At 58.5% G+C, this 25,180-nt stretch carries 24 protein-coding genes and 1 tRNA gene; 9 read left to right on the top strand and 16 right to left on the bottom strand.

Going from position 1 to position 25,180, the window contains the following annotated elements:
• Nucleotides 1-150: 150 nt before the first annotated feature.
• Both BFV97_RS02255 and BFV97_RS02260 read left to right on the top strand, forming a co-directional pair.
• The gene (locus BFV97_RS02255) at nt 151-1,584 is read left to right on the top strand and encodes an amidase (protein ID WP_069298680.1); all 1,434 of its coding nucleotides are present in this window, start codon (nt 151-153) and stop codon (nt 1,582-1,584) included.
• A gap of 32 nt (nt 1,585-1,616) precedes the next feature.
• Nucleotides 1,617-2,177, top strand: coding sequence for an HD domain-containing protein (locus BFV97_RS02260; RefSeq protein WP_069299040.1), 561 nt, complete (start codon nt 1,617-1,619; stop codon nt 2,175-2,177).
• Between the two features lie 14 nt (nt 2,178-2,191).
• On the opposite strand, the gene BFV97_RS02265 is transcribed toward BFV97_RS02260, so the two are convergent.
• The 11 genes from BFV97_RS02265 to BFV97_RS02315 form a co-directional block, all read right to left on the bottom strand.
• Complete coding sequence (locus BFV97_RS02265; RefSeq protein ID WP_069298681.1) at nt 2,192-3,160, bottom strand: ABC transporter permease; 969 nt, start codon at nt 3,158-3,160, stop codon at nt 2,192-2,194.
• Nucleotides 3,153-4,274, bottom strand: a complete 1,122-nt coding sequence (locus BFV97_RS02270) for an ABC transporter permease (RefSeq protein WP_069298682.1) — start codon at nt 4,272-4,274, stop codon at nt 3,153-3,155. The genes BFV97_RS02265 and BFV97_RS02270 overlap by 8 nt, the downstream gene beginning before the upstream one ends.
• Entirely contained in the window at nt 4,271-5,800 is a 1,530-nt protein-coding gene (locus tag BFV97_RS02275) for an ABC transporter ATP-binding protein (RefSeq protein WP_069298683.1), read from the bottom strand. The genes BFV97_RS02270 and BFV97_RS02275 overlap by 4 nt, the downstream gene beginning before the upstream one ends.
• Nucleotides 5,801-5,957: 157 nt before the next feature.
• The gene (locus BFV97_RS02280) at nt 5,958-6,968 is read right to left on the bottom strand and encodes a BMP family lipoprotein (protein ID WP_069298684.1); all 1,011 of its coding nucleotides are present in this window, start codon (nt 6,966-6,968) and stop codon (nt 5,958-5,960) included.
• Nucleotides 6,969-7,033: 65 nt separating this feature from the next.
• Nucleotides 7,034-7,876, bottom strand: coding sequence for an isopenicillin N synthase family dioxygenase (locus tag BFV97_RS02285; protein WP_069298685.1), 843 nt, complete (start codon nt 7,874-7,876; stop codon nt 7,034-7,036).
• A 15-nt stretch (nt 7,877-7,891) separates the two neighbouring features.
• Nucleotides 7,892-8,812 (bottom strand): nucleoside hydrolase, encoded by a 921-nt coding sequence (locus BFV97_RS02290; protein ID WP_069298686.1) that lies wholly within the window; start codon nt 8,810-8,812, stop codon nt 7,892-7,894.
• The gene (locus BFV97_RS02295; RefSeq protein WP_069298687.1) at nt 8,809-9,684 is read right to left on the bottom strand and encodes a ribokinase; all 876 of its coding nucleotides are present in this window, start codon (nt 9,682-9,684) and stop codon (nt 8,809-8,811) included. The genes BFV97_RS02290 and BFV97_RS02295 overlap by 4 nt, the downstream gene beginning before the upstream one ends.
• 172 nt (nt 9,685-9,856) lie before the next feature.
• Nucleotides 9,857-10,150 (bottom strand): SCP2 sterol-binding domain-containing protein, encoded by a 294-nt coding sequence (locus BFV97_RS02300; protein ID WP_069298688.1) that lies wholly within the window; start codon nt 10,148-10,150, stop codon nt 9,857-9,859.
• Nucleotides 10,151-10,224: 74 nt separating this feature from the next.
• Nucleotides 10,225-11,601, bottom strand: coding sequence for a TRAP transporter large permease (locus BFV97_RS02305; RefSeq protein WP_069298689.1), 1,377 nt, complete (start codon nt 11,599-11,601; stop codon nt 10,225-10,227).
• 2 nt (nt 11,602-11,603) lie between these two features.
• On the bottom strand, nt 11,604-12,269 hold the full coding sequence (locus tag BFV97_RS02310) for a TRAP transporter small permease (protein ID WP_069298690.1): 666 nt from the start codon (nt 12,267-12,269) through the stop codon (nt 11,604-11,606).
• Between the two features lie 68 nt (nt 12,270-12,337).
• On the bottom strand, nt 12,338-13,345 hold the full coding sequence (locus BFV97_RS02315) for a DctP family TRAP transporter solute-binding subunit (RefSeq protein ID WP_069298691.1): 1,008 nt from the start codon (nt 13,343-13,345) through the stop codon (nt 12,338-12,340).
• 251 nt (nt 13,346-13,596) lie between these two features.
• On the opposite strand from BFV97_RS02315, the gene BFV97_RS19130 reads away from it, so the two are divergent.
• Both BFV97_RS19130 and BFV97_RS02325 read left to right on the top strand, forming a co-directional pair.
• Nucleotides 13,597-15,333, top strand: coding sequence for a sensor histidine kinase (locus BFV97_RS19130; protein WP_069299041.1), 1,737 nt, complete (start codon nt 13,597-13,599; stop codon nt 15,331-15,333).
• Entirely contained in the window at nt 15,330-16,511 is a 1,182-nt protein-coding gene (locus BFV97_RS02325; RefSeq protein ID WP_069298692.1) for a sigma-54-dependent transcriptional regulator, read from the top strand. Before BFV97_RS19130 ends, BFV97_RS02325 begins: the two co-directional genes overlap by 4 nt.
• Before the next feature lie 95 nt (nt 16,512-16,606).
• Here BFV97_RS02325 and BFV97_RS02330 read toward each other — a convergent pair.
• A tRNA-Lys gene (locus BFV97_RS02330) sits at nt 16,607-16,682 on the bottom strand.
• 110 nt (nt 16,683-16,792) lie between these two features.
• Between BFV97_RS02330 and dapF the strand changes: the two genes are divergently transcribed.
• The 5 genes from dapF (at nt 16,793) to BFV97_RS02355 (ending at nt 20,960) form a co-directional block, all read left to right on the top strand.
• A complete protein-coding gene (gene dapF / locus BFV97_RS02335; RefSeq protein WP_083225494.1) occupies nt 16,793-17,635 on the top strand; it encodes a diaminopimelate epimerase in 843 nt (280 codons plus the stop codon).
• Complete coding sequence (gene mtaB, locus BFV97_RS02340) at nt 17,632-18,897, top strand: tRNA (N(6)-L-threonylcarbamoyladenosine(37)-C(2))-methylthiotransferase MtaB (RefSeq protein WP_069298694.1); 1,266 nt, start codon at nt 17,632-17,634, stop codon at nt 18,895-18,897. The genes dapF and mtaB overlap by 4 nt, the downstream gene beginning before the upstream one ends.
• A gap of 53 nt (nt 18,898-18,950) precedes the next feature.
• Nucleotides 18,951-19,595 (top strand): glutathione S-transferase, encoded by a 645-nt coding sequence (locus BFV97_RS02345; RefSeq protein ID WP_083225464.1) that lies wholly within the window; start codon nt 18,951-18,953, stop codon nt 19,593-19,595.
• An 11-nt stretch (nt 19,596-19,606) separates the two neighbouring features.
• On the top strand, nt 19,607-20,230 hold the full coding sequence (locus BFV97_RS02350; protein WP_069298696.1) for an FMN-binding negative transcriptional regulator: 624 nt from the start codon (nt 19,607-19,609) through the stop codon (nt 20,228-20,230).
• Between the two features lie 127 nt (nt 20,231-20,357).
• The gene (locus tag BFV97_RS02355) at nt 20,358-20,960 is read left to right on the top strand and encodes a glutathione S-transferase family protein (protein ID WP_069298697.1); all 603 of its coding nucleotides are present in this window, start codon (nt 20,358-20,360) and stop codon (nt 20,958-20,960) included.
• Between the two features lie 70 nt (nt 20,961-21,030).
• On the opposite strand, the gene BFV97_RS02360 is transcribed toward BFV97_RS02355, so the two are convergent.
• The 4 genes from BFV97_RS02360 to BFV97_RS02375 all read right to left on the bottom strand — a co-directional run bounded on the left by BFV97_RS02360 (nt 21,031) and on the right by BFV97_RS02375 (nt 25,180).
• Nucleotides 21,031-21,819, bottom strand: coding sequence for a cytochrome c1 (locus BFV97_RS02360; RefSeq protein ID WP_069298698.1), 789 nt, complete (start codon nt 21,817-21,819; stop codon nt 21,031-21,033).
• Nucleotides 21,820-21,839: 20 nt separating this feature from the next.
• Complete coding sequence (locus BFV97_RS02365; protein ID WP_069298699.1) at nt 21,840-23,138, bottom strand: cytochrome b; 1,299 nt, start codon at nt 23,136-23,138, stop codon at nt 21,840-21,842.
• A gap of 12 nt (nt 23,139-23,150) precedes the next feature.
• Entirely contained in the window at nt 23,151-23,705 is a 555-nt protein-coding gene (gene petA / locus BFV97_RS02370; protein WP_069298700.1) for a ubiquinol-cytochrome c reductase iron-sulfur subunit, read from the bottom strand.
• A gap of 329 nt (nt 23,706-24,034) precedes the next feature.
• The gene (locus BFV97_RS02375) at nt 24,035-25,180 is read right to left on the bottom strand and encodes an iron-containing alcohol dehydrogenase (RefSeq protein WP_069298701.1); all 1,146 of its coding nucleotides are present in this window, start codon (nt 25,178-25,180) and stop codon (nt 24,035-24,037) included.

A 25,180-nucleotide genomic window follows, 5' to 3' on the forward strand; every position in this document is an offset into this window, starting at 1 on the left:
AAAGCGGGGCGGGGCGATAGCGCAAAAGAATAATGCAATCGAATGCAGAATAACGCAGCCGTGGACCGCGAAGCGGCGGCAGTTCCTTTTGCGGTGGACAGATTTGTTCAGTCTTTGCACAGTTGGCCGGAATATCAGGAGGGATAGACAATGGCTGAATTCACCGGACCGGAGCTTTGCGCGAAATCTGCACGCGAGGTGGTGAGACTGTTGAAGCGCAAGGAGGTGTCTTCAAAGGAGCTTCTGGATGCGGCTTATGCGCGGATTGATGCGGTGGGACCGGCAATTAACGCGACTGTCACCCAGTGCCGCGACCGGGCCTATGCGCAGGCAGAAACCGCCGGAAACGCCGATCAGAGCGATCCGGGTTGGCTGGGCGGCTTGCCTGTCGGGATCAAAGACCTGAACGAAGTGGGCGGCGTTGTCACCACGATGGGGTCTCTGGGGATGAAGGATTATGTGTCTCCGGTGAGCAGTCCTTTGGTCGAGATGATGGAAAACCGCGGCGCGGTGATCACCGGAAAGACCAACACACCGGAGTTTGGTGCAGGCGGGAATACCTTTAACGAGGTGTTCGGATACACGCGCAACCCTTGGGACACCCGCAAGAACGCAGGCGGGTCTTCTGGCGGTGCGGCGGCTTCGCTGGCGGCGGGGGAAACATGGCTGAGTTCCGGTTCCGATCTGGCCGGATCTTTGCGCACGCCCGCTGGCTATTGCGGAGTTTGCGGGTTCCGCGCGACACCGGGACGTGCGGGCGGTGGTCCGGGTCCGGCGGGTTTCTTGAACGAGGGGATCAACGGGCCTATGGCGCGGGACGTAGAGGATGTGGCGCTATTTCTTGATGCGATGACGGGGTTTGATCCGCGAATGCCGATCAGCCTGCACGCGCCGGAGGTTCCGTTTCAGCAAGCGGTCCGGCAGGAAAAGAAAAACATCCGCATTGCCTTTAGTCCCGATCAAGGGGGCTTTGCGCCGGTTGAGCGGGAAGTGCGCGATATTCTCTCCGGTGCGATGCAGACTGCCGAAGGCGCGGCGATGCGGGTGGAAGAAGCCTGCCCCGAGATGCCTGCCCTTTATGATACTTATGTTGCCTTGCGCGGCATGCATTACGGCGCGGTCAACAATTTTGTGCCTGATGAGGTGAAACAGCATTTCAAACGCACCCTGCGGGAGAATATCGACGTGGGGGTGAAACAGACCAGCCATGACATTTATCTCGCACAGCGCGGGCGCACCGAAGTCTATCACCAAATGCGCGAGTTTCTGGCGGATCACGATGTGCTGGCGATCCCTGTTGTGGGGCTGGAACCCACTTTGGTGGAGCAGGAATATCCGACAGTTGTAGACGGTCAGGAGCTGAGCGATTACGTAGACTGGCTGCGGTTTTCCTTCCTTGCCACGACGGCCGCGCTGCCTGCGCTGGCGCTGCCTGCGGGCTTTACCAAATCCGGTATGCCGATTGGCATTCAACTGGTTGGGCCGCCCAAAGGGGATGCTTTGGTCTTGCAAGTCGGGCTGGCGCTGGAGCGGGCTTTGAACCTGCCCAAAGGTCCGATTGATCCGAATGTCCGGCATGTCTGAGTATTTTTGGAACATTGAAACTGGGGCGTATCGTGAAGCGGTCTGAGGCGGTGGCGCGGCTTGCGGTTCTGGAGCGGGCGGAGGCGTTGAAGGATGTATTCCGCTCGGGCTTTACGGGGGAGGGGCGGCGCGAGAGCACGGCGGCCCATACCTGGCGCTTGTGTTTGTGGGTTGTGTTGTTTGAGGACCAGTGCGACGGGCTCGACATTGCCCGTCTGTTAAAGCTGGCGGTGCTGCATGATCTGGGAGAGGCCGTGTCGGGGGATATTCCCGCAACAGAGCAGGTAGCGGATAAAAGCGCCGAGGAGCGGGCCGATTTTGCCAGCCTGTTGGAAGGGTTGTTGCCAGCGCAGGCTGATGGCTTGCTTGCGCTTTGGGATGAGTATGAAAATGCGGCCAGTCCGGAGGCACGGTTGATCAAAGGGCTCGACAAATTGGAGACCATTCTGCAGCACACGCAGGGGCAAAATCCGGCGGATTTCGACTACGGGTTCAATCTGGATTACGGGCAGCGCTATATGGACGGCCACCCGTTGTTGCAGGTGTTGCGGCCCTTGCTTGATGAAAAGACCCGTGCACGGATGGAAGGGTAGGCCGGTGGCCTGCCCTATTTGTGATAGGGTCTGCCGATGGCAGCGGGCGGGCGCGGTTTGCCGATGAAACCAGCCAGCAGCAGCACGGTCAGCACATAGGGCATTGCCAGCATCAGTTGCGTTGGCACCTCTCCGATCAAGGGCAGGGCAACGCCTTCGAGACGGGTGGTGGCTGCCTCAAGGAAGCCGAACATCAGGCAGGCCATAAAGGCGCTGAGCGGTTTCCAGTTGCCAAAGATCACAGCCGCCAGCGCGATATAGCCTTTGCCGGCGGACATTTCGCGCACAAAATTGCCGCCCTGTGCGATGGACAGATAGGCACCAGCAATACCGCAGAGGGCGCCGCCCACGATCAATGCGCGGTAGCGCAGCCATGTGACCGAGATACCTGCGGAATCCACAGCCTCCGGGACTTCACCCACGGCCCGCAGCCGCAGGCCAAAGCGGGAGCGGTAGAGGATTAGGGCGGTCAGTGGCACGGCGAGCAGGGCCACATAGACGAGCATGTTATGACCCGAGATTAGCTGGCGATAGATGGTGCCAAGGACCGGCACGCTGTCCATCATATCCACGCCCCACCACTCTATCGGGGTGAACCGGTCTTCGCGCGGCAGCGAGGGTGTTTGACCGCCCCGTTTGAACAATGCAATGCCAAGCACGATTGTCAGCCCGCTGGCCAGAATGTTGATCGCAACGCCGGAAACAACCTGATCGCCTCTGTGGGTGATACAGGCGAAACCGTGGATCAGGGACATGAAAATCCCCGCCAGCATTGCACAGCCAAGGCCGAGCCACGCCGAGCCTGTCAGTGCCGCGATGGTGGCGGCGACAAAGGCACCGGACAGCAGTTTGCCTTCCAGCGATATGTCCACGATGCCGGAACGTTCCGAAAAGATACCCGCCATAGCGCAAAGCATCAGTGGCGTTGCGATCCGCAGGGTTGCATCAAGCGAGAGCAGCAGTTGGTAGAGGAAATCAGCCATTTGCAGGATCCTTCGGTGCAACGAATTTCGCAATCATCCGCGCCAGCGGCGGGTTGAACATATAGGCCAGCGCCCCCGAGAAGAGGATGATCATCCCCTGTATCAGCAACACCATCTCGCGGGTGATGGACTGAAATTCAAAGTCCAGCTCGCCGCCGCCCTGTGTCAGCGCCCCGAACAGCAGGGCTGCGAGGAAAATTCCGATGGGATGGTTGCGTCCCATCAGGGCCACCGCGATGCCGGTAAAGCCGTATCCGGCGGTGAAGTTCAGCACCACCTTGTGATTGAAGCCTAGAATTTCATTGGTGGCGAGCAATCCGGCAAAGCCGCCGGAAATCGCCATCGTGATGATAATGGTCCGCGCCACATTGATCCCGGCATAATGGGCAGCTTCCTGATTTTGCCCGACCGAGCGGATGTTGAAGCCAAGTCGCGTGTGCCAGACCAGCACGTAAAACACCGCCATCGCGCCAAGGGCGATCAGGAAGGATGCGTTCAGCGGCGAACTGGTGATGTCAAAGCCCAGAGGACGCAGCATGTCGGCCATTTTCGGGAGCAGTGTGCTCTCGGCCAGTTTCGCGGTTTGCGGGGATTGCTGACCGGCTTCAAGCATCGGTCCGGCCAGAAGATAGACCATCAGGGATGCTGCGAGGAAGTTGAACATAATCGTGGTGATCACGATATGACTGCCCCGTTTGGCCTGTAGATACCCGGGAATAACACCCCAGATGCCACCGGCAATAAAAGCACCCAGCACAGCCAGCGGAATCGCCAGTGGCGCGGGCAGGTAAACTCCGAGACTGAAAGAGGCGAGCGCGGCGCCAAGACCGCCGATCAGGGCCTGTCCCTCACCGCCGATATTGAACATCTTGCAGTGGAAGGCCAGCGCGACCGCCAGTCCGGTGAAAACATAATTTGTGGTATAAAACAGCGTATAGCCCAGCCCGCCGGAATAGACGAATGCGCCCTTGATCATCACGCCCAGTGCTTCGATCGGGTTTTCCCCGATGGCGAGTACGATCAGGCCGCAGATGAAAAATGCGGCGAAAAGGTTTATGATCGGGAGCAGGATCAGGTCTGCCCAGCGGGGAAGGGGGGGAGTTGGCGTGCTCATGCGGCGGCCTCTTGTCTTTGACCGGCCATCATCAGGCCAAGGGTTTGTCTGTCTGCATCGGCGCTGTCGATAATGCCAACGTTCTGCCCGCCACATAGCACCATGATGCGGTCTGACAGGGACATGATCTCGTCGAGTTCGACCGAGACCAGCAGGATCGCGCAGCCCGCGTCCCGCAGTTCCAGCAGTTGCTTGTGAATGAACTCAATCGCGCCCACATCAACGCCCCGTGTGGGCTGGCCCACCAGCAAAACGCCGGGGTTGGCGGAAAATTCCCGTGCGATGACGATTTTCTGCTGGTTGCCACCGGAAAAATTCTTGGCATTCAGACGCGGGTTGGGCGGGCGCACATCGTAATGGGCCATTTTGTCTTCGCAATTCTGCTGGATCGTCTTGTAATCGAACAGCTTCCCACTGCCAGCCAGTTCGGTATCCTGAAACCCGAGGATCATGTTTTCCCGCGCTTCAAAGTTCAGCACCAGCCCGTGGGTGTGACGGTCTTCGGGGATATGGCCGACGCCAAGGTCGCGGATGATGCGCGGGTCGGTCTGGTCGGCGGCGGTGACTTCGGTGCCCAGAATGTTCAGGCTGCCGCTGGTGAGGTGACGCATACCCGCAAGGGTTTCCATCAATTGCGTCTGGCCGTTGCCGGAAACGCCGGCCACCCCGAGGATTTCGCCGGAGCGCACTTCAAAGTTGATGTCTTCCAGTTCCACCACGCCCTGTGCATTGGTGTAGCCGAGGTTCTTGGCAGAAAACCGCACTTCGGCGGGTTTGGCGGGTTTGCGGTCCACCTCCAGCAGCACTTCGCGTCCGACCATCAGTTCGGCCAGTTCCTGCGGCGAGGTTTCGGATGTCTTGCGGTGGCCGACCATTTCCCCCTGCCGCATGATCGACACAGTGTCAGTGATGTCCATGATCTCGGACAGCTTATGGGTGATCAGCAGGACGGAGACCCCGTCATCGCGCAGAACCTTGAGAATCTCGAAAAGCTGGTCTGCTTCCTGTGGGGTAAGAACGCCGGTGGGTTCGTCAAGGATCAACACTTTTGCGCCGCCCTTCAGCGCCTTGATGATCTCTACCCGTTGGCGCTGGCCCACGTTCAGATCGGACACCAGCGCATGGGGATCCACCTGCAAATTGTAGGTTTCAGACAGATGCAGCAACCGTTCCAGCGCTGCGCCGCGACCGTCACGCAACATTAAACCGCCCTCGGTTCCCAGCATGACATTTTCCAGCACGGTAAAGGTTGGCACCAGCATAAAATGCTGGTGTACCATGCCAATCCCGTGTTCGATGGCATCCGCAGAGGAGCGCACATCCACCTTTTGACCGCCAAAGTGGATTTCACCACTGTCCGCACGGTGCATTCCGTAGATGATATTCATCAGGGTGGATTTGCCCGCACCGTTTTCACCGATGATACCGTGTATGGAACCGGCCTCGACAGCAAGATTGATGTTCTTGTTGGCTTTTACCAAGCCGAATGACTTGCTGACGTTTTTCAGTTCCAGCGCAGTATTCATGTGTGTCCCTCACCCTGAAGAAGGCCTGTTGTTGGTCCGGATCGTTGTCTTGCCCGACTTGCGTTTAGGCTCCGGCGTGAGAGCGTAAACGAAATACCGGGGCGCAGGTGCGCGCGGGGTGGGACGGCCCGAAGGCCGCCCCGTTGAATGTAATGGATTACATCTTGCAGCTGTTGTCGGAACGGTAGTCGTGGACTTCGATTTCACCCGAAGTGATCCGTGCTGCGGCCTGATCAATCGCGGATTTCATTTCCGGTGTGATCAGATCGGCGTTGTATTCGTCCAGTGCCCAGCCAACGCCACCTTCGGCAACGCCCAGCAGACGGACGCCGGTTTCAAATTCGCCGGACATGGCGTCTTTCATGGTTTCATAAGCGGCCACATCCACGCGTTTCAGCATGGAGGTCAGCACGTTGCCGGGGGCCATGTAGTTCTGGTTGGAATCCACGCCGATGGCCAGTTTGCCCGCATCCGCTGCGGCCTGAATTACACCAACGCCGGTGCCGCCAGCAGCCTGAAAGATCACGTCTGCGCCACGGTCGATCTGGGCTTGTGTCAGCTCGGACCCTTTGGTCGGGTCGTTCCATGCCGCCGGAGTGGTGCCGGTCATGTTTTGCAGGACTTTTGCATCCTCTTTGGTGGCCTTAACGCCTTGTTCATAGCCGCAGGCAAATGCGCGGATCAGGGGGATGTCCATGCCGCCGACAAAGCCGACAGTGCCGGTGTCAGAGGCCATCGCCGCGGCCACGCCAACCAGATAGGAGCCTTCCTGTTCCTTGAACGCATACTGGCGCAGGTTCGGGTGATCCAGCCATGACACGTCAATGATAGAGAAGTTCACGTCAGGGTTGGCCGCAGCCACCGCAGAAATCGCGTCAGCCTGTGCAAAACCTACGCCCAGAACGATCGTCGCACCGCGCTGAACCATTTTTTCCATCGCCTGCTGGCGCTGGGCTTCGTTGGTGACTTCGAATTCCATCACCTCAACGCCGGTTTCGTCCTGAAACTTTTTAATGCCGGCATAAACGCCTTCGTTGAAGGATTTGTCGAATTTACCGCCCATATCGTAGATAACGGCCGGTTTAAAATCGCCGTGGCTTTCGGCCACTGCAAAAGAGGATACGGCTGTGAATGCACCAGCCAGTACCGTTGTAAGTACTTTTTTCATTGAAGTCTCCTTGTTGGCGGCACCGCAGCGGCACCTTTGGGTTTGTAACAGCCTTGGGCGCAGGATTAGCTGCGCTGGCCGATCTCTTTAAGTCTCTCTTCCAGAAATTCACCGGCAGTCTGGTGGTCCAGTTGCACATCGGGGCGCGGGTGCATGAACAGCGGCAGGGAATAGCGGGATTTGTTTTCCTGTTTGGGCGGGTTTACCACACGGTGGATGGTGGAGGGATAATAATTGCGCGATGCACGCTCCAGCATGTCACCGGCATTCACATTGATATAGCCGGTGCCACAGGGAATGTCGTGCCAGTTGCCGTTCACATCCTGCGCCTGAAGGCCGGGCTCCGATCCTGTCACCAGCAGGGTAATCAGGTTAATGTCGCCATGGGCCGCCGCGCGCACTTCGCCCGGTTGCACATCATCGGGCAGGGGCGGATAGTGCAGAACCCGCAGCAGGTGGCTGTCGCTGTCCTTGATCATATCCTGAAACGGCATGGAAAGCTGGTCTTTGACGTCATCCGGTGTGACCTGATCCAGCCAGCCGAGCAGCATCTTGCCCATGCCAACCATCTTGTTGTGGAAATTCTTTGTCACCTCGGAGACGCCTTCGGGAAGGTCGTTCTTCTGGTAGACGTGGTAAAATTCCTTAAGGTCTTTTTGGGCGGCGCCTTTGGCGTTCTCGGATTTATAACCGAAATAGCCCGAAGGATCGCCCATATCGGTGGCGTCTTTCAGCTTGTCGTCGCTGGCGAAATAATCCGGCCACACATCATACATGGCTTCGATTTCGGACATGTCGATGTCGTGGTCCTTAATCACCGCAAAACCGGTTTCGCGCAGGGATTTGGCGAATTTTTCCGGTGCGTCCGGATCGGACGGGCTGACGGCGAGTACGGCGAATTCTGTCATGGGAGTTCTCCTGTTTTAAGAACCGGTTTCAAACATTGTCAAAAACCGGCGTTTCACACCATCAATATCCACGCCCATAGGCACTTTGTGTTTTGGTCGGGACGGATCGGTAGAACGGATTGTCTGGCCTATGCGATCACCGTCCACGATAACTTCTAGCGCGTGGTTTTCAATGGTAAAATACTGGGGGTCTGTGATGGCAATGACTGCCGTCGGGTCATGCATTTGCGAGCCTGAAATCCCGTGGTGGGTCTCGTAAAAGTTTACGTAATACTGGACCGCTTCGTTCAGGAAACCGCCGAGTTTCGGGCTGGCCTTGGCGATGGCGGCGAAATCCGGTTTGTCGCACACCACCTGTGTCGTGACATCAAGCCCGACCATCGTCAGCGGCCAATGGGCGGAAAAGACCTCATCTGCGGCGTGGGGGTCGTTCCAGATATTGGCTTCGGCATAGGCGGAAACATTGCCCCGCTCCAACCCGCCGCCCATGATCACGACGGATTTGACCTTCTCCGCGATTGTCGGGTCGTGGCGCAACGCAAGCGCGATGTTGGTCAGGGGTCCGATCGGGCAAAGCGTGATCTCGGACGGATTTTCATTGATCAGGCGGCAGATAAACTCATGGGCTGGCTCATCCACCGGACGGGCGGTGGTGTCTTGGGCAGGCATGTCGCCAAAGCCCTCGGCCCCGTGCACATAATCCGAAACCGGATTCGGCGTCTGCACCAGCGGTTTGCCAGCGCCTTTTGCTACCGGAATTTCCTGTCCGGCCCGTTCTGCCAGCACGATGGCATTGCGGGCGGCGATTTCCGTTGTGACATTGCCAAAAACACTGGTCATGCCGACAATCTCGATTTCGGGGTGCAGGGCGGCGTAAAAGATCGCCATTGCATCGTCGATGCCGGGGTCGGTGTCGATAAGGATCTTATGGGTCATGTGTTGGCTTTCAGGAAGGACAATGTGTCTTCGCGGGTCGGGATCGCAGGGGCGGCCCCGGCGCGTGTCACCTGTACCGCGGCGGCAGCGGCGGCGAATTGCAGCGCTTGGGCCGGATCGTCGCTAGCCGACAGTTCTGCAACGAAGGCCCCAAGGAAGGTATCGCCTGCCCCTGTGGTATCGGTCGCGGTCACGGCAAAGCTGCTCTGGTCGAACTGCTGGCCGTCCGCATAAAGGGTCGCGCCCTTAGCGCCTTTGGTGATCAGCAGGTAAGGCAGGCCGACAGACTGGAGGTCTTTGCCAAGGGCGGTTTGCAGCGCTGCGGCTTCGCCTTCGTTCACCGCCAGAAGGTGGATATGGTCGAGCATCGGGATCGCGTGATCCGCATCAAAAGGTGCTGCCGAATAAACAACCCTTAGACCCTTTGCCTTGGCCATGCGGGCCATTTCCGGCACCGCGTTTGTTTCATTTTGGCACAAGACCCAGTCTTTGGCGGGATCGGCCTGTGCCAGCGCCGCGTCGAACTGGTCTGTGGTAAAGGCTTGGTTGGAGCCGCCAAACAGGACGATCTGGTTCTCCGCATTGTCATCCACAAAGATCACCGCATGGCCTGTGGGGGTGGTGACACGGCGCAGCCCGTCAGTGGACAGGCCGAAACCGGCAATCTGTTCGCGCAGCCAGTCCCCGTCCGGTCCAAGGCACCCGAGGTGCAGGGTTTGCGCGCCAGAGCGGTGCGCCGCGATGGACTGGTTGATGCCTTTGCCGCCGAGATATTTCTCAAACGAACCGGAGGCGAGCGTTTCCCCCGCTGCCGGAAGATGGGGCACGCGGTAGACCAGATCGAGGTTTATAGAGCCGAAATTCAGGATCATTTATTTGGGCATTGTCCCTGTTGGATCGAGGATAAAGAGCAACGCTAGCGGGTTTGATGCAGCTTCTCTAGTATTTTTTTCGTTTTTCCTGACCAAACGGACAAGTTTTCGATGCGAGGCGCGGAAATGCGCTCCGCGCGGGGATATTTGTCGAAAATGGAGCCGGTGCGGATCAGGCTTTGGTAAGGATTTCGGAGACTTTCAAAGCGCGCATGTTAGAGCCGTCCACCTTTAGTTTGCCCGACATAAAGGCCATTGCGGGGTTCTGGCTGCCGTCCAGAATGTTGCGAAAGGTCTGTTCGGTCGCAGTCAGCGTGACGTCGGCGTCTGCGTCAGACAGGGTTGCGCCCTGATCGGTCAGGTGCACACTGCCGTGATCGCGGATCACCAGTTTGGCGCTGCCTTGCAGGGTGCCGGTGACACGGGGGGACAGGTGATCGAGGAACTCTTGCAGGACTGCGGACATGATTAAGCCTCCGGTTGGGTGGCCGGAGGCTTAGCCGCGCTAGGCGCGTTTGGGCAAGCTTGCCGTTGCGGAAGCTATTTGGTGATCATCTCGGGACCCATCACCAGATTTGGCAGGAAGGTTGAAATGATCGGAATGTAGGTGATCATGATCAGGAAGACAAAGAGGATGGCAAGGAAGGGTAGTGCCGCACGCACCACCGCCATCATCGGCATTCCGGCCACGCCGGAGGTCACAAACAGGTTGAGTCCTACAGGCGGTGTGATCATGCCGATTTCCATATTCACCACCATGATGATGCCCAAATGGATCGGGTCGATACCCAGTTCGATGGCGATGGGGAACACCAGCGGTGCCACGATCACCAGCAGGCCGGAGGGTTCCATGAACTGGCCACCGATCAGCAGGATCACGTTAACCACGATCAGGAAGGCCACAGGGCCAAGTCCGGCGGCCAGCATCGCTTTGGTGATCTGCTGGGGAATTTGTTCGTCTGTCAGAACATGCTTCAGGATCAGCGCACAGGCGATGACGAACAGCAGGGTCACAGTCAGCTTGCCCGCTTCAAACAGGGTGTCGATGGTGTCCTTGTGCCAGATCGCCGTAATCAGCGCCTGTGGCTTTTTCAGCAGCGAGGTGTTGTTTTGTCCCTCTGCTGTGGTCAGCGGACCCATGTCGCGGTAGACAAAACTGGCGATAAACCACGCGTAGATTGCTGCAACCGCTGCGGCCTCGGTGGGGGTGAAGATGCCGCCGTAGATGCCGCCGAGGATGATAACGATGAGGAACAGACCCCAACCGGCCTCTCGGGCGGCGGCGAAGCGTTCGGACCAAGCGGCGCGTTCGCCCTTGGGCAGACCTTTGACGCGGGCCATGACATAGATGCCGATCATCAGCATGATACCGGCCAGAAGGCCCGGAAACACACCGGCGAGGAACATGCGACCGACCGAGACCTCTACCGCCGCGGCATAGACCACCATCACGATGGACGGCGGGATCAGAATGCCAAGGGTGCCAGCGTTACAGATCACACCGGCGGCGAATTCTTTGGTGTAGCCCACCTGCCGCATACCTGCGATCACGATAGAGCCGATGGCGACCACTGTGGCGGGGGAGGAACCGGACAGGGCAGCGAACATCATACAGGCGAAAACACCCGCAATCGCCAGACCGCCGTGGAAATGCCCGACACAGGCGATGGAGAACCGGATGATCCGCCGCGCCACGCCACCTGTGGACATGAAAGAGGACGCAAGGATGAAGAAGGGAATGGCCAACAGCGTGTAATGCCCTTCAAAAGCGTTGAACAGGGTTTGTGCGACCGATGCGAGAGAGCTGTCCGAGAACCAGAGCAGAAACAGCACGGAGGAGAAGCCGAGAGACACAGCAATCGGCACGCCGATCAGCAACAGGCCAATCACCATGGCAAAGAGAAGAATGACTTCCATGATTAATTGTCCTTCACGTATTGGGCGGCTTCTTCGATGGAGTCTTCGGCCTCATGGCTGACGATCAGCATGGAGATTTCGCCGCGCCAGAGCTTCACGCCCGCCTGACAAAAGCGAAACAGCAGCAGTGCCATTGAAAGCGGCAGCACCATATAGGGGATCAATCGGGGCAGCTTTTCGTATTCATCGCCGTCGTTGAACAGGTTCTCCATAAACCCGAGGATTGCGGGCATTGGCACATCGTCGGTTTCATACCAGCCTTTGCCGCGGAAGTTTTCTTCAAATCCGGTGGGGAACCAGCGGCCTGTGGTTGCGGGAAGGTTGGCGAAATTGGCCCAGTAGTCCCATGCGCCTTTCAGCAGCAGAAAGGAAAAGATGATGCAGACGGTGACAGCGACCATGCCGAGCGCCTTGCGCGTCCTAGGCGGCACGATGTTCAGGATCGCATCCACCCCCAAATGGGCATTGATCTTTACCGCATAGGACGCGCCAAGCAGCACCATCCAGCCGAACAGAAACACGGTAAATTCCACCGCCCAGAGAATATTGGAATTGAACCCGTAGCGGGCGACAACATTTGCAAATGTCACCACTGTCATAAGGCCGAGGATCGACGCGATCAGCGTTTCCTCCAGACGGTCCGTCCAGCTTTGTGTGCGCTGTGACATGTGCAAATCCTCCCGAGATTTTGGATAAAAAAGGGGCGGGCCGATCCTGGCCCGCCCCGCAACAGGTCTTAGTTGGTCATGGACATGTTGATTTTCTGTGCGGCTTCGATGTTTTCCGCACCCACATCGCCTTCAAATTTCGCCCAAACCGGCTTCATCGCTTCAACCCAAGCTGCGCGTTGCTCGGCTGTCAGTTCGCGCACGGTGCCACCGGCATCAATCACGGACTGTTTGGCGGCCTGATTCACGGCATAAGCTTCGGAATTGCGGGCTTCGGTCACTTCATCAACGATGGTCAGGAACTGGTCGCGCACGTCTGCGTCCAGACCGTCGAGCCAGTCAACCGAGGCTACCAGCAGGTAGTCGATGATGCCGTGGTTGGTTTCGGTGATACCGTCCTGAACCTCGAAGAATTTCTTGCCGTAGATATTGGACCAGGTGTTTTCCTGACCGTCCACAACGCCGGTTTGCAGCGCACCGTAAACTTCGGCAAATTTCATCTTCTGCGGAGAACCACCGATGGCTTCCATCTGCGCCACCAGCACGTCAGAGGACTGTACACGGAACTTCAGACCGTTTGCATCCGTGGGCAGCAGCAGCGGTTTGCTGGCGGACATTTGTTTCATGCCGTTGTGCCAGTAAGCCAGACCTTGCAGGCCGCGCTTTTGCATGGAGTCGAGCATGGCTTGACCCGCTTCGGAGGCTTGGTAGGCGTTCACGGCTTTCATGTCGTTGAACATGAAGGGCAGATCGAAAATGCGGAACTGTTTGGTGAATTTCTCGAACTTGGACAGGGACGGCGCGGCAAGCTGCACATCGCCCTGAAGCATCGCCTCAAGCACCTTGTTGTCATCATAAAGCGTGGAGTTCGGGAAAACCTCCATACACATCTTGCCGTTCATTTCCTCGTTCACACGTTTTTCAAGGAGGGATGCGGCGATCCCTTTGGGGTGTTTGTCACTGTTGGTGACATGTGCGAATTTCACGACCACTTCGCCGTCTTCGCAGGCAGCGGCGGCGATGGATGGCACAAAAGCAACGGCTGCGATGCAGGCCGCTTTCAAGAAAGTCTTCATGGTTTCCTCCCATTGGATATCTGTCGGACCGTAATCCGGCCAACTGTAGGGAAACGATCAGCGGATGTTTGCGCAAAGGGTTTTTTGCTGCGCAGAAAAACAGTTTATTTTTGGGGGGTTAAGAATTTGCACTTTGCCTGCTGCGGGATTTGTGCGAAATTTCGGACAGCTTTGCGCCGCGCCGGTTTTCACGGGCGGCGCTTCGGGGCCGGCGATTCACCAGTCCGAAAACGGCAACCAAGGGGTCCGCGTTGAGACGATTAATTCCGGTTCTGGCGTTTTGCGGCGTCGCGGTCCTTGTGGCGGCTGGCGTGTTTACGCTAGCCTATCGTGCGAACCTGAACCAACTGTCGCGCACGGGGGCGGTGCAGCTTGATCAGGCATCAGACCGCGTGCTGGCGCAACTGGCGCGGTTCCAGCAACTGCCCAACCTTCTGGCGCGACATCCGGTGATTGTGGGCGTGCTGACTGGGGAAACCGATCCGGCGCGGGCCCATGACTTTCTGGAAACCACCGCGTTGACGGTGGGCGCCGAGGAAATCTTTGTGCTCGACCGCAAAGGCCGTGTTTTGGCTGCCTCCGATCTGGAGGAGAACGGCGCGAGGGTCGGGGATGATCTGGGGCAAACCGCCCATGTGCGCCGCGCGTTGACAGGCGGGCTTGGCGTGGATCATGCGTTTGAACCCAAAGACGGCGGGCGGGACTTTTTCTTTTCCCGCGGCATTATCAATGGTGCGGCACCGCCCAGCGGCGTGGTGGTTGTCCGTGCGGATGTAGAACAGCTGGAGTTCGAGTGGGAAGTGGATGAAACCGTTGTGTCGTTTCTGGACGCGTATAATGTGGTGTTTCTGTCCAACCGCGTGGAACTGGTTCTGCGCCGCGACGGGAAGGGCGCGTTTCCGGCATCGGCCACGCGGATTTACCCGCGCTCTGTGGTGCATCCCTTTTATGACTACAAGGAAAGCAACTGGTTCGGGCACAGGTTGCAGCGCTTTGGCAAGACCGGCGTGATGCCGGAACAGGCGATGGTCCTGTCAGAATTCCTGCCCCGACTGGACCTGACCACCCGTGTGTATTTGAATGTGAAGACCGCTGCGCAAAATGCACGCGTGCTCGGCTATCTGGCGCTGGCGATTATGGGGCTTGTCGGTGCGGGACTGGTGGCGCTTGGCCAGCGGCGGCGCCGTCTGGCAGAGCGGCTGGTGGTGGAAGCGGCCGCCAACGCCCGGCTGGAGGCGCGGGTGGAAGAACGCACCGCCCAGTTACGGCAGGCGCAGGATCAGCTGGTGCAGGCGGGCAAGCTGACGGCGCTGGGCCAGATGTCTGCGGGGATCAGCCACGAAGTGAACCAGCCGCTCGCCGCGATCCGCAATTTCGCCGCCAACGGGATCAAGCTGATTGAACGGGACCGCGTGGCAGAGGCGCAGGACAATCTGGACCAGATCACCGTGCAGGTGGACCGGATCAACCGGATCATCAAGAACCTGCGCGGCTTTGCCCGCAATGAATCCGAACGTGTGGAACCTGTAGAACTGGTCGCTGTGGTGCAAGACGCGCTGCGGCTGGCAGAGCGGCGCTTGCGCGAAGAGGGCATCACGGTAGAACTGGATCTGCCAAAACCGCCGGTCATGGTCGCGGGCGGTCCGGTGCGGTTGCAACAGGTCATTGTGAACCTGACGGGCAACGCGATGGATGCGATGCGCGACCAGCCCGAAAAGCGTCTGTCGCTGGCAATAGAGACGCCTTTGGGTGAGGGTCCGGTGCGGTTGCGGGTTCGCGACACCGGCAGCGGGCTTGTGGAACCGGACCGCGTGTTTGAGCCGTTTTACACCACCAAGGATGTGGGTGCGAGCAAGGGGCTCGGGCTGGGGCTGTCGATCTCCTACGGGATCGTCGGCACTTTCGGGGGAAAATTAAGCTGCCGGAACCTGCCCGAAGGCGGCGCAGAGTTTTGTGTGGAATTGAAAAAGGCAGGAGGGGCGAAATGAAACGTCAGGTTTTGCTTATCGAAGACGACGATGCGCTGCGGGCGTCTTTGGCACAGACGCTGGATCTGGAGGGGATCGACGTCATTTCGACCGCCCATTTCGTGCAGGCCCGCCGGACCATAAGGGCCAATTTCGCCGGCGTGGTCCTGACCGACATTCGCATGCCCGATAAAGACGGATTTGAAATACTGGCGCTGGCGCAAAGCATCGACGCGGAATTGCCGGTGGTGATGCTGACCGGCGAGGGCGATGTGCCGATGGCCATTCGCGCGATGAAGGAAGGGGCGTATGATTTTCTGGAAAAACCCTGTGAGACCTCCCATCTTGTCGGAGTGTTGAACCGGGCGCTCGCGCACCGCGAACTGGTGCTGCACACGCGGCGGATGGAACAGAAGATGCGGCGCAGCGATCCGGCCTCGGTGCACTTCCCCGGTGACAGCCCCGCCAGCCGCGATTTCCGCGAGGCCCTGCGCCGCGCCGCCGACAGTGGCCGTCACATCATTCTGGTGGGGCCGGAAGGGGCGGGCAAGAAACTGGCCGCCCACACGATTTTCGCCATGTCCGAGGGGCGCGATTCCTTTGTGCTGGTGCGCACCCCCGAAATTGATCCGGCAGGCTTCGTGATAGAGGATGGTGCTGTGGATCTCTCTGTGAAACGGGTGCATCTGGCGTCCCGCAGTCAGTTGGACTGTGTGATTTCGCAGGTAGAACACCGCCCCGAACTGCGTTTCATCGGGTCTGCGGAACAGGCGGTGCCTTGGGTGGCGGACCGGCTGAACTGTATTACGGTGGCGGTGCCCGATCTGGCGGCGCGGCGCAATGATCTCGGGGTGATCTTTGAGGTGCTCTTGCGCCATGCGGTGCGCTACGCCAATGCAGAAATGCCCGATGTTCCCGCAGCGACGCTGGCCGAGATCAAGGCACGGGACTGGCCCGGCAATCTGGCAGAACTGCGGGATTATGCGAACAGGTTTCTGGCGGACCCGCAGGGCGGTACAGGGGGCAGCCGCACGCTGGCCGAACAAATGGAGGCCCATGAGAGGCTGGTTCTAGAAACCACCCTGCGCAACGTTCAGGGCAAGGCTACGGTGGCGGCCGAACAGCTCGGACTGCCCCGAAAGACGCTTTATGACAGGCTGGCCCGCTACGGTTTGCGTCCGCGGGATTATCAGGGCTGAACTTTCGCAAAAAAGACTGACAACTCAGCAGTGTAGGGCGGCTTGAGGGCGGAAAGCAAAAAGGTCTGGCAAAACTGCCAGACCTTTTGGAATTTTGGTGAGCCCTGATGGGTTCGAACCATCGACCTACTGATTAAAAGTCAGTTGCTCTACCAGCTGAGCTAAGGGCCCTCACCGTGCTGTGGGGGCGTCTTAAGGCTGCTGGCGGGCATGGTCAAGAGAGAAATTTCGAAATAATGACACGGCTGGAATGATTGTGCGCGAAGGTCTATATGGCGGGGATGAAAAACTTGGACACTCTTGATAACGGGTTGCCGTTTCTGAAGATGCACGGGTTGGGGAATGATTTCGTCATTCTGGACGCGCGCAAGACGGAAGTACCCATGACAGCGGCGATGGCTCGCGCCATCGGGCACCGCTATTTCGGTGTGGGCTTTGACCAGCTTGTGGTGCTCAACGACAGCGATGCTGCGGATGTGGATATTACCTTCTGGAACACCGACGGGTCCACAGCGGGGGCTTGTGGCAACGCAACCCGTTGTGTTGCAAGGATCATTTTTGATGAAACCGGAAAGTCCGAACTGACCCTGCACACCGAACGGGGGCTTTTGTCAGCGGTCGAATCCGGCGACGGTCTGATCAGCGTGAACATGGGCCTGCCGCAACTGGACTGGCAGGATGTCCCGCTGGCGCGGGAGGTGGATCTTGTGGAACTGCCGATTGATGGCGCACCGGGTGCGGCGGGAATGGGCAATCCCCACTGTGTTTTTGTGGTTGATGATGTCGAATCGCTCGATCTGGCCAAACTTGGCCCGGTTTACGAACACCACGACCTGTTTCCCGAACGCACCAATGTAGAATTTCTGCAAATCATCGACCGCAACACCATACGGATGCGGGTTTGGGAGCGGGGCGGCATGATCACCTATGCCTGTGGCTCCGGTGCCTGTGCCAGTACGGTCGTGGCCCATCGCAAGGGCCTGACCGAGCGGAATGTGACAATCAAGCTGGACGGCGGCGACCTTCAAATCGACTGGCGCGAGGACGGTGTCTGGATGACAGGCCCGACCCAACTGGTGTTTTCCGGTGTGTTATCCACCGATTTTCTGGACAAGATAGAATGAGCAAACCACCCGTGTTCGCCACGTTCGGCTGCCGCCTGAACACCTATGAAACCGAAGCCATGAAAGAACTGACCGCTGCGGGCGGTCTGGAAAATGCTGTGGTGGTGAATACCTGCGCCGTCACCGCCGAAGCCGTGCGCCAGTCCAAACAGTCCATCCGCAAGCTGCGCCGCGAACATCCCGAAGCCCGCATTATCGTGACGGGCTGTGCGGCCCAGACCGAACCGGACACCTATTCTGCAATGGATGAGGTGGATCTGGTGATGGGCAACACCGAAAAGATGCAGGCGGACACCTGGATGAAGCTGGGCAAGGGCGCGGATTTCATCGGACAGACCGAAGGCGTTCTGGTGGATGACATCATGTCGGTGAAACAGACCGCGGGACATCTGATCGACGGGTTTGGTAGCCGCAGCCGCGCCTATGTGCAGGTGCAAAACGGGTGTGACCACCGCTGCACCTTCTGCATTATCCCTTATGGTCGCGGGAACTCCCGCTCGGTGCCTGCCGGAGTGGTGGTGGAGCAGATCAAACGCCTTGTGGCCAGTGGCTATAACGAGGTGGTGCTGACGGGCGTGGATATTACCAGTTGGGGGGATGACCTGCCGGGGAACCCGCCGCTGGGGGATCTGGTGCAGCGTATCCTGAAACTGGTGCCCGACCTGCCACGCCTGCGGATTTCCAGCATCGATTCGGTTGAGGCGGACAGTGCGTTGGTGGATGCCATTGCCGATGAACACCGTTTGATGCCCCATCTGCATCTGTCCTTGCAGGCCGGGGACAATATGATCCTGAAGCGGATGAAACGCCGCCATTTGCGCGACGACGCCATCGCCTTTTGCAGCGATATGCGCAAGGCGCGGCCTGATATAGTCTATGGCGCCGACATTATCGCTGGTTTTCCAACCGAGACCGAAGAGATGTTTGAGAACTCTTTGAAGCTGGTGGAAGATTGCGGACTGACCTGGCTGCACGTGTTTCCTTTCTCGCCCCGTCAGGGCACGCCAGCAGCGCGGATGCCCCAACTGGAGAAAAGCGTTATCAAGGCGCGGGCCAAACGGCTGCGCGAGGCCGGAACACAGCGGGTGCAGGACCATCTGGCGGCGCAGCTGGGCAAAACCCATTCTATCCTGATGGAAAACCCCCGCATGGGGCGGACCGAAGGCTTTACCGAGGTGACGTTTGCCAATGATCAACCCGAAGGTCAGATCGTGTCCGCCAAAATCACCGGCCATACAGAAAAATCCCTGCTTGTCGGCTAGGAGCGGGGCCGAACGGCCTTGACCCTGCCGCTGGCGGGCGCTTGATTACACCCATGACACGACCGATCCTATATTCCTTCCGCCGTTGCCCCTATGCCATGCGGGCACGGCTTTCGATTGCCGCCAGCGGCTTGCAGGTGGAACTGCGCGAAATCCTTCTGCGCGACAAGGCAGCCGCCTTTCTTGCGGCCTCGCCCAAAGGGACGGTGCCTGTGGTGGTGAACGGTGATCAGGTGATCGAGGAATCCCTAGATGTCATGGAATGGGCGCTGGGCCAAAGCGACCCTGAGAACCTGCTTTACGCAGGGTCGCAAGCGCGGGAGTTGATTCTACGTTGCGAGGCAGAGTTCAAAGGCCATCTCGATCGTTTCAAATACGCGGTGCGATATGAAGATGTGGACCCCGAAACGGAACGCAAACTGGCCTCCACCTATTTGTTGGAACTGAACCAACGGCTGGACGGGCAGGCCTATTTGTTTGGGGACCGGATCGGCATGGCAGACATCGGCATCGCCCCGTTTGTGCGCCAGTTCGCCAATACGGATCGCGCTTGGTTTGACGGGCAGGACTGGCCGGACCTGATCCGCTGGCTGGACGGGTTTATTGACAGTGATCGCTTCCAGTCCATCATGACGAAATACCCCAAATGGGAGGAAGGGGATCCTGTGACGCTATTCCCCGCCCCGCCTCCAGAATAGAAAGACCGCCGATGCACCCGAACCCGGTATTCCGTAAGGCAGACGAAACCGCGAACCTTGCCTTTGCGCGTCAACGGGCCTTTGGTGCTTTGGCCGTGAACGGGTCGGAAGGGCCGCTTCTTGCCCATATTCCGTTTCAACTCTGCGAGGAGGGTACACGGCTGGAGGCCCATCTGGTACGCTCCAACCCGTTGTGGCGGTTACTTCAAGAGGGGCCGCAGCAAGCGGTGATTTCTATCGGCGGGGCGGACAGCTATATCTCGCCCGACTGGTACCGGATCAATGATCAGGTGCCCACATGGAATTATGTGGCGGTCCATTTGCGGGGCAGATTACACGCTTTGGCGCAAGAGGATCTGCACGGTATCCTGCAACGGCTTTCCGCCGCGATGGAGGCACGGTTGGCACCAAAGCCGGAATGGACGATGGAGAAGATGACAGACGGCGTCGCGGAACGAATGATGCGGATGATCGCCCCTGTTGCAATGGATGTGACGCAGGTGGATGGAACGTGGAAACTGGGCCAGAACAAACCGGACGCGGTGCGCGGTGCTGCCGCTGTAAAGGTTTCAAAGCACGGGCTCGGACAAGAGATCGCTACGCTGGCCGATCTTATGAAAAAGCCGCCGTTCTAGAAACAGATCGCGCCCGAGGTTGACGGTAGCGCTAGGCTGCGCAAGGCTGATCCCAAGCAGGCAGCGCCCTGCGTGATCAACCCGTGTCGGGGCTGCGGCCCTGTGCACCTAAGGAAAGAACTCTGACATGAAACTGCATTGGGCTGCCGCCAGTCCTTTCGCCCGCAAATGCCTTGTTTGCGCGAAAGAGACGGGCGTTGAACTGGAACTGGTCACACGGGGTGGCACGCCTCTGATGACCGATAACATGCCGCTTGAACAAAATCCGCTGGGCAAAATTCCCACGCTGGAGCGAAAGGATGGTCCGGCGCTGTATGACAGTCGGGTCATCACCCAGTTTATCAACGCGCAGGGCGGCGGTGCGCTGTATCCGGCGGCGCGGAACTGGGAGGTGCTGACGCTGGAGGCGACCGCTGACGGGATCATGGAAGCCGCCGTCCTAATGGTTTATGAGGGCCGCGTGCGCCCCGAAGAACTGCGGTTCCCCGACTGGGTCGAGGCGCAATGGTCCAAGATCGAACGGTCTCTGGATGCGATTGAGTCCCGCTGGCTTAGCCATCTGTCCGGCCCGCTGGACGCCGCACAAATTGCTGTCGGCTGTGCGCTGGCCTATCTGGATTTCCGACACAGCGGGCGGGACTGGCGCAAGGGTCGCGAAGGGCTGGCCGCATGGGAAGCGAATTTCGCCCAGCGCGAGGCGATGGTCGAGACCATGCCGAAAGACGCCTAACAGTTACCGCATCGCAAACAAAAAAAGGGCGGGGAAATCCCCGCCCTTTTTCTATCTGTGGTCTGACGGATCAGACCGTTTTTTCTTTGCGCTTGATCGGAGCCCAGAGCTTTTTGTTGGTCAGGTACAGCAGTACTGCCAGCAGGCCGAGGAAGAACAGGGACACAAAGCCCAGCCATTTCCGTGCCATCATCTTGGGTTCCGCCGCCCACATCAGGAAGGCTGCAACGTCTTCGGACATGTGCTGGACATCGTTTTGATGGCCGTCTGCATATTCCAGTTGCTCGTCCTCCAGAGGCGGCCCCATGGAAATCCAGCCGCCCGGAAAGGCGGTGTTTTCATAGAGCGTCACGCCAGCTTGGGTTTTCTCTTCGCCGGTGTAGCCTGTCAGGATCGCTACGATGTATTCAGGACCGCCGATCCCGTAGAGCAGCTGGTTGATCCCCAGACCCGAAGGACCGTGGAAACCGGCACGCGCCTTGGCCATCAAAGACAGGTCCGGTGCGCCCACGGCTGTGTTCGCCGGGAATTTGTCGGACGGTTTGGCCGGACGGGTGTCGTCCAGTTCGGGATCGTACACGTCGTAGTTGGCTGCATAGGCTTTGACCTGATCTTCAGAGTAGTGAGGACCACCCTCATCCGCGAGTGTGCGGAAGGCCACCTGACGCAGACCGTGACAGGCTGCGCAGACCTCGGTGTAAACCTGAAGGCCCCGTTGCAGCTGGTTCTGGTCGAATTTGCCGAACGGACCGTCAAACGAGAACGGGATGTTCTCAACGTGGCCCGCACCGCCAGCGGCAATAGCTGCGCCGCTGGACAGACCAAATGCGACAGCGATGGAAAGAAGTATCTTTTTCATTTTGTCTCTCCTTAGCTCTCTTATTCGGCCGCAGACGCTTTGGCGTCTTTTGGCGGATAATGGGCATCGAAATCAGCTTCGATGGTTTCAGGTTGTGGCAGCGGTTTCTCCAGAACACCCAGCAGTGGCAGGATGACGAGGAAATAGGCAAACCAGTAGATCGCACCGATCAGCGAGATGGTCGGGATCAGGCCTTCGGCAGGCTGGGAGCCACACCACATCAGAACCATGAAATCCAGAGCCAGCACCCAGAACCACCACTTGAAGGATGGACGGTAGCGGCCGGAGCGGACCGAAGATGTATCGGTCCACGGGGCCAGCGCCATCACAGCGATAGAGCCGAACATGGCCAGAACGCCAAGGAACTTCGCATCAAGGAACAGCACGTCAAAGGTGATGGCGCGCAGGATCGCATAGAACGGCAGGTAATACCATTCGGGCACGATGTGGGCCGGTGTCACCAGCGGGTTTGCCTCGATGTAGTTGTCAGGATGGCCAAGGTAGTTTGGCATGAAGCCGACAACAGCCATGAAGATTGCAAGGATCACAACCAGTGCGAACAGGTCCTTGATTACAAAGTAAGGCCAGAACGGAACCGTGTCCTTTTGCGCATCCGCTTTGGAGGTGCGGCGTACTTCAACACCTGTCGGGTTGTTGTTGCCTGTGGTGTGGAACGCCCAGATGTGGACGATAACCAGACCGGCAATCACGAACGGCAGCAGGTAGTGCAGCGAGAAGAAACGGTTCAGCGTGGCGTTATCCACCGACGGCCCGCCCAGCAGCCATGTTTGCAGGATCTCACCGATGCCGGGGATCGCGCCAAACAGGCCGGTGATCACGGTTGCACCCCAGAAGGACATCTGACCCCAAGGCAGAACATAGCCCAGGAAGCCTGTTGCCATCATCAGCAGGTAGATCAGCATACCGATGATCCATGTGATTTCACGAGGCGCCTTGTAGGAACCATAGTAAAGACCACGGAAAATGTGGGCATACACCGCGATAAAGAACAGGGACGCGCCGTTAGAGTGCATATAACGCAGCGCCCAGCCTCCGTTCACATCGCGCATGATGTGTTCAACACTATCAAACGCCAGGTCAACGTGCGGGGTATAGTGCATTACCAGAACGATACCGGTAACGATTTGCAGGCCCAGACAGAATGTCAGGATAATGCCCCAGATCCACATCCAGTTCAGGTTTTTCGGGGTCGGGATCATCAGTGTATCATACAGCAGGCCAACTACCGGCAGCCGCTTGTGAACCCATTTTTCGATGCCGGTTTTCGGCTCGTAGTGATCGTGTGGAATTCCAGCCATGATCTTTTCTCCTTAACCGAGCTTCAGCGTGGTGCCGTCAAGAACGGCAGTGGGTACAGGAAGGTTCTCTGGTGCAGGACCTTTGCGGATACGGCCGGCCGTGTCGTAGTGGGAACCGTGGCAGGGGCAGAACCAGCCGCCAAAATCACCTGCATCCCCCAGAGGCACACAGCCAAGGTGCGTACAAACGCCCATCATCACCAGCCATTCGCCGGCTTCGTCCAAAGTGCGGTTTTCATCCGCAGCATCCAGACCGGGGCTATTGGCGTTCCGGTCCTGATTATCGGGAAGTTCCGACAGATCCACGGCACGGGCCGCTTCGATTTCTTCCGGTGTGCGGCGGCGGATAAACACCGGTTTTCCGCGCCATTTGACCGTCAGCTGGGTGCCGGGTTCAATATCGGCTACATCAACTTCGATCGACGCGAGTGCTTGTACATCCGCGCTGGGGTTCATTTGATTGATCAACGGCCAAACCGCGGCACCAACGGTGACCGCGCCTGTTGTTGCCGTCGCAACATACAGAAAATCGCGGCGAGTGCCTGCGGGTTCATCAGCATGAGACACGTGCTTTTCTCCTTGCCAGGCCCGACTGTCCGGCGGGCTTGTTAACTGGGTCTGTCCAAAAGGGATTCCAGACAGTCATGGCGGGTATTACACATAGCTTTAGCGCTCGTCTAGCGGACTTTAGGCCGCAGAGCGCGACTCTTGGGCTCTGTGTCGGATGAGGCAACATTTTTTCAGGATTTTTTCGCACTAAGCGGCTCTGGCCTGCGGAATCGGCTCTGCGCGGGCGGATAATCCACCGAGTCGCGGGTTTTTGTAACGAAATTTCTTGCAAATATGTTGCGCCAGCGCATCGGATTGACGGGCTGGCGCAACTTTATTACGCGGGATTACAGGCAGGTTTTGAAGAGCGCCGTAACGTTTTCTTTGGTCAGTTCGACAGGATTGCCGCCACAGCTCGGGTCGCTCAGCGCAGAGGCCACCAGCGCATCAATGTCCGGATCGGTGACGCCCAGGTCTGTCAGGTTTGCCGGAATGCCCAGCGATTTGTTCAGCGCACCGACAAATTCGTAGAATCCGTCAAACCCGCCTTCTATCCCCAGATATGCCGCAGCTTGGGTCAGGCGGTCTTCGATTTCAGGGCGGTTCAGGTTGAGAACCGCCTGCATTACAACGGCGTTGGTGGTGCCGTGGTGGGTGTGATGCACCGCTCCAATCGGATGGGACATGGCGTGGATCGCCCCCAGTCCTTTTTGAAACGCAGTCGCCCCCATTGCAGCGGCAGACATCATATGGGCGCGGGCCTCCAGATCGGTGCCGTCCTTATAGGCGCGGGGCAGGTATTCCTTGACCAGACGCATCCCTTCCAGCGCCATGCCTTGGGACATGGGGTGGTAATGGGGGGAGCAGAACGCCTCTAGGCAATGGGCAAAGGCATCCATGCCGGTGCCTGCGGTGATCATGGGCGGCATGCCAACGGTCAGTTCGGGATCGCAGATCACGACAGAGGGCAGGAACTTCGGGTGGAAGATGATCTTTTTTTCGTGGGTTTCGCTGTTGGTGATCACAGATGCGCGGCCCACTTCGGAACCGGTGCCTGCTGTGGTCGGAACCGCCACGATCGGAGCGATTCCATCCGGATCGGCGCGGGTCCACCAATCGCCAATATCCTCAAAATCCCAAAGCGGGCGGGTTTGGCCGGACATGAAGGCGACCAGCTTGCCCAGATCAAGACCGGAGCCACCACCAAAAGCGATCACGCCGTCATGGCCACCGTCACGGAACATCTTGATACCGGCTTCGGCGTTGATCTCGGTCGGGTTCGGGTCCACATCCGCAAACATCGCACGGCCCAGTCCGGCCGCTTCCATCAGGTCGAGCGTGTTCTGCGTGATCGGCAGATAGGACAGGCCTTTGTCTGTCACCAGAAGCGGTTTCTTGATGCCTGCCGCGGCGCAGGCATCGGCAAGTTCGGAGATTCGGCCAGCGCCGAAACGGATAGCGGTCGGATAGGACCAGTTTGCAGTCAGAGACAT

Source organism: Neptunicoccus sediminis (genome assembly GCF_001719615.1).
GTDB lineage: Bacteria > Pseudomonadota > Alphaproteobacteria > Rhodobacterales > Rhodobacteraceae > Amylibacter > Amylibacter sediminis.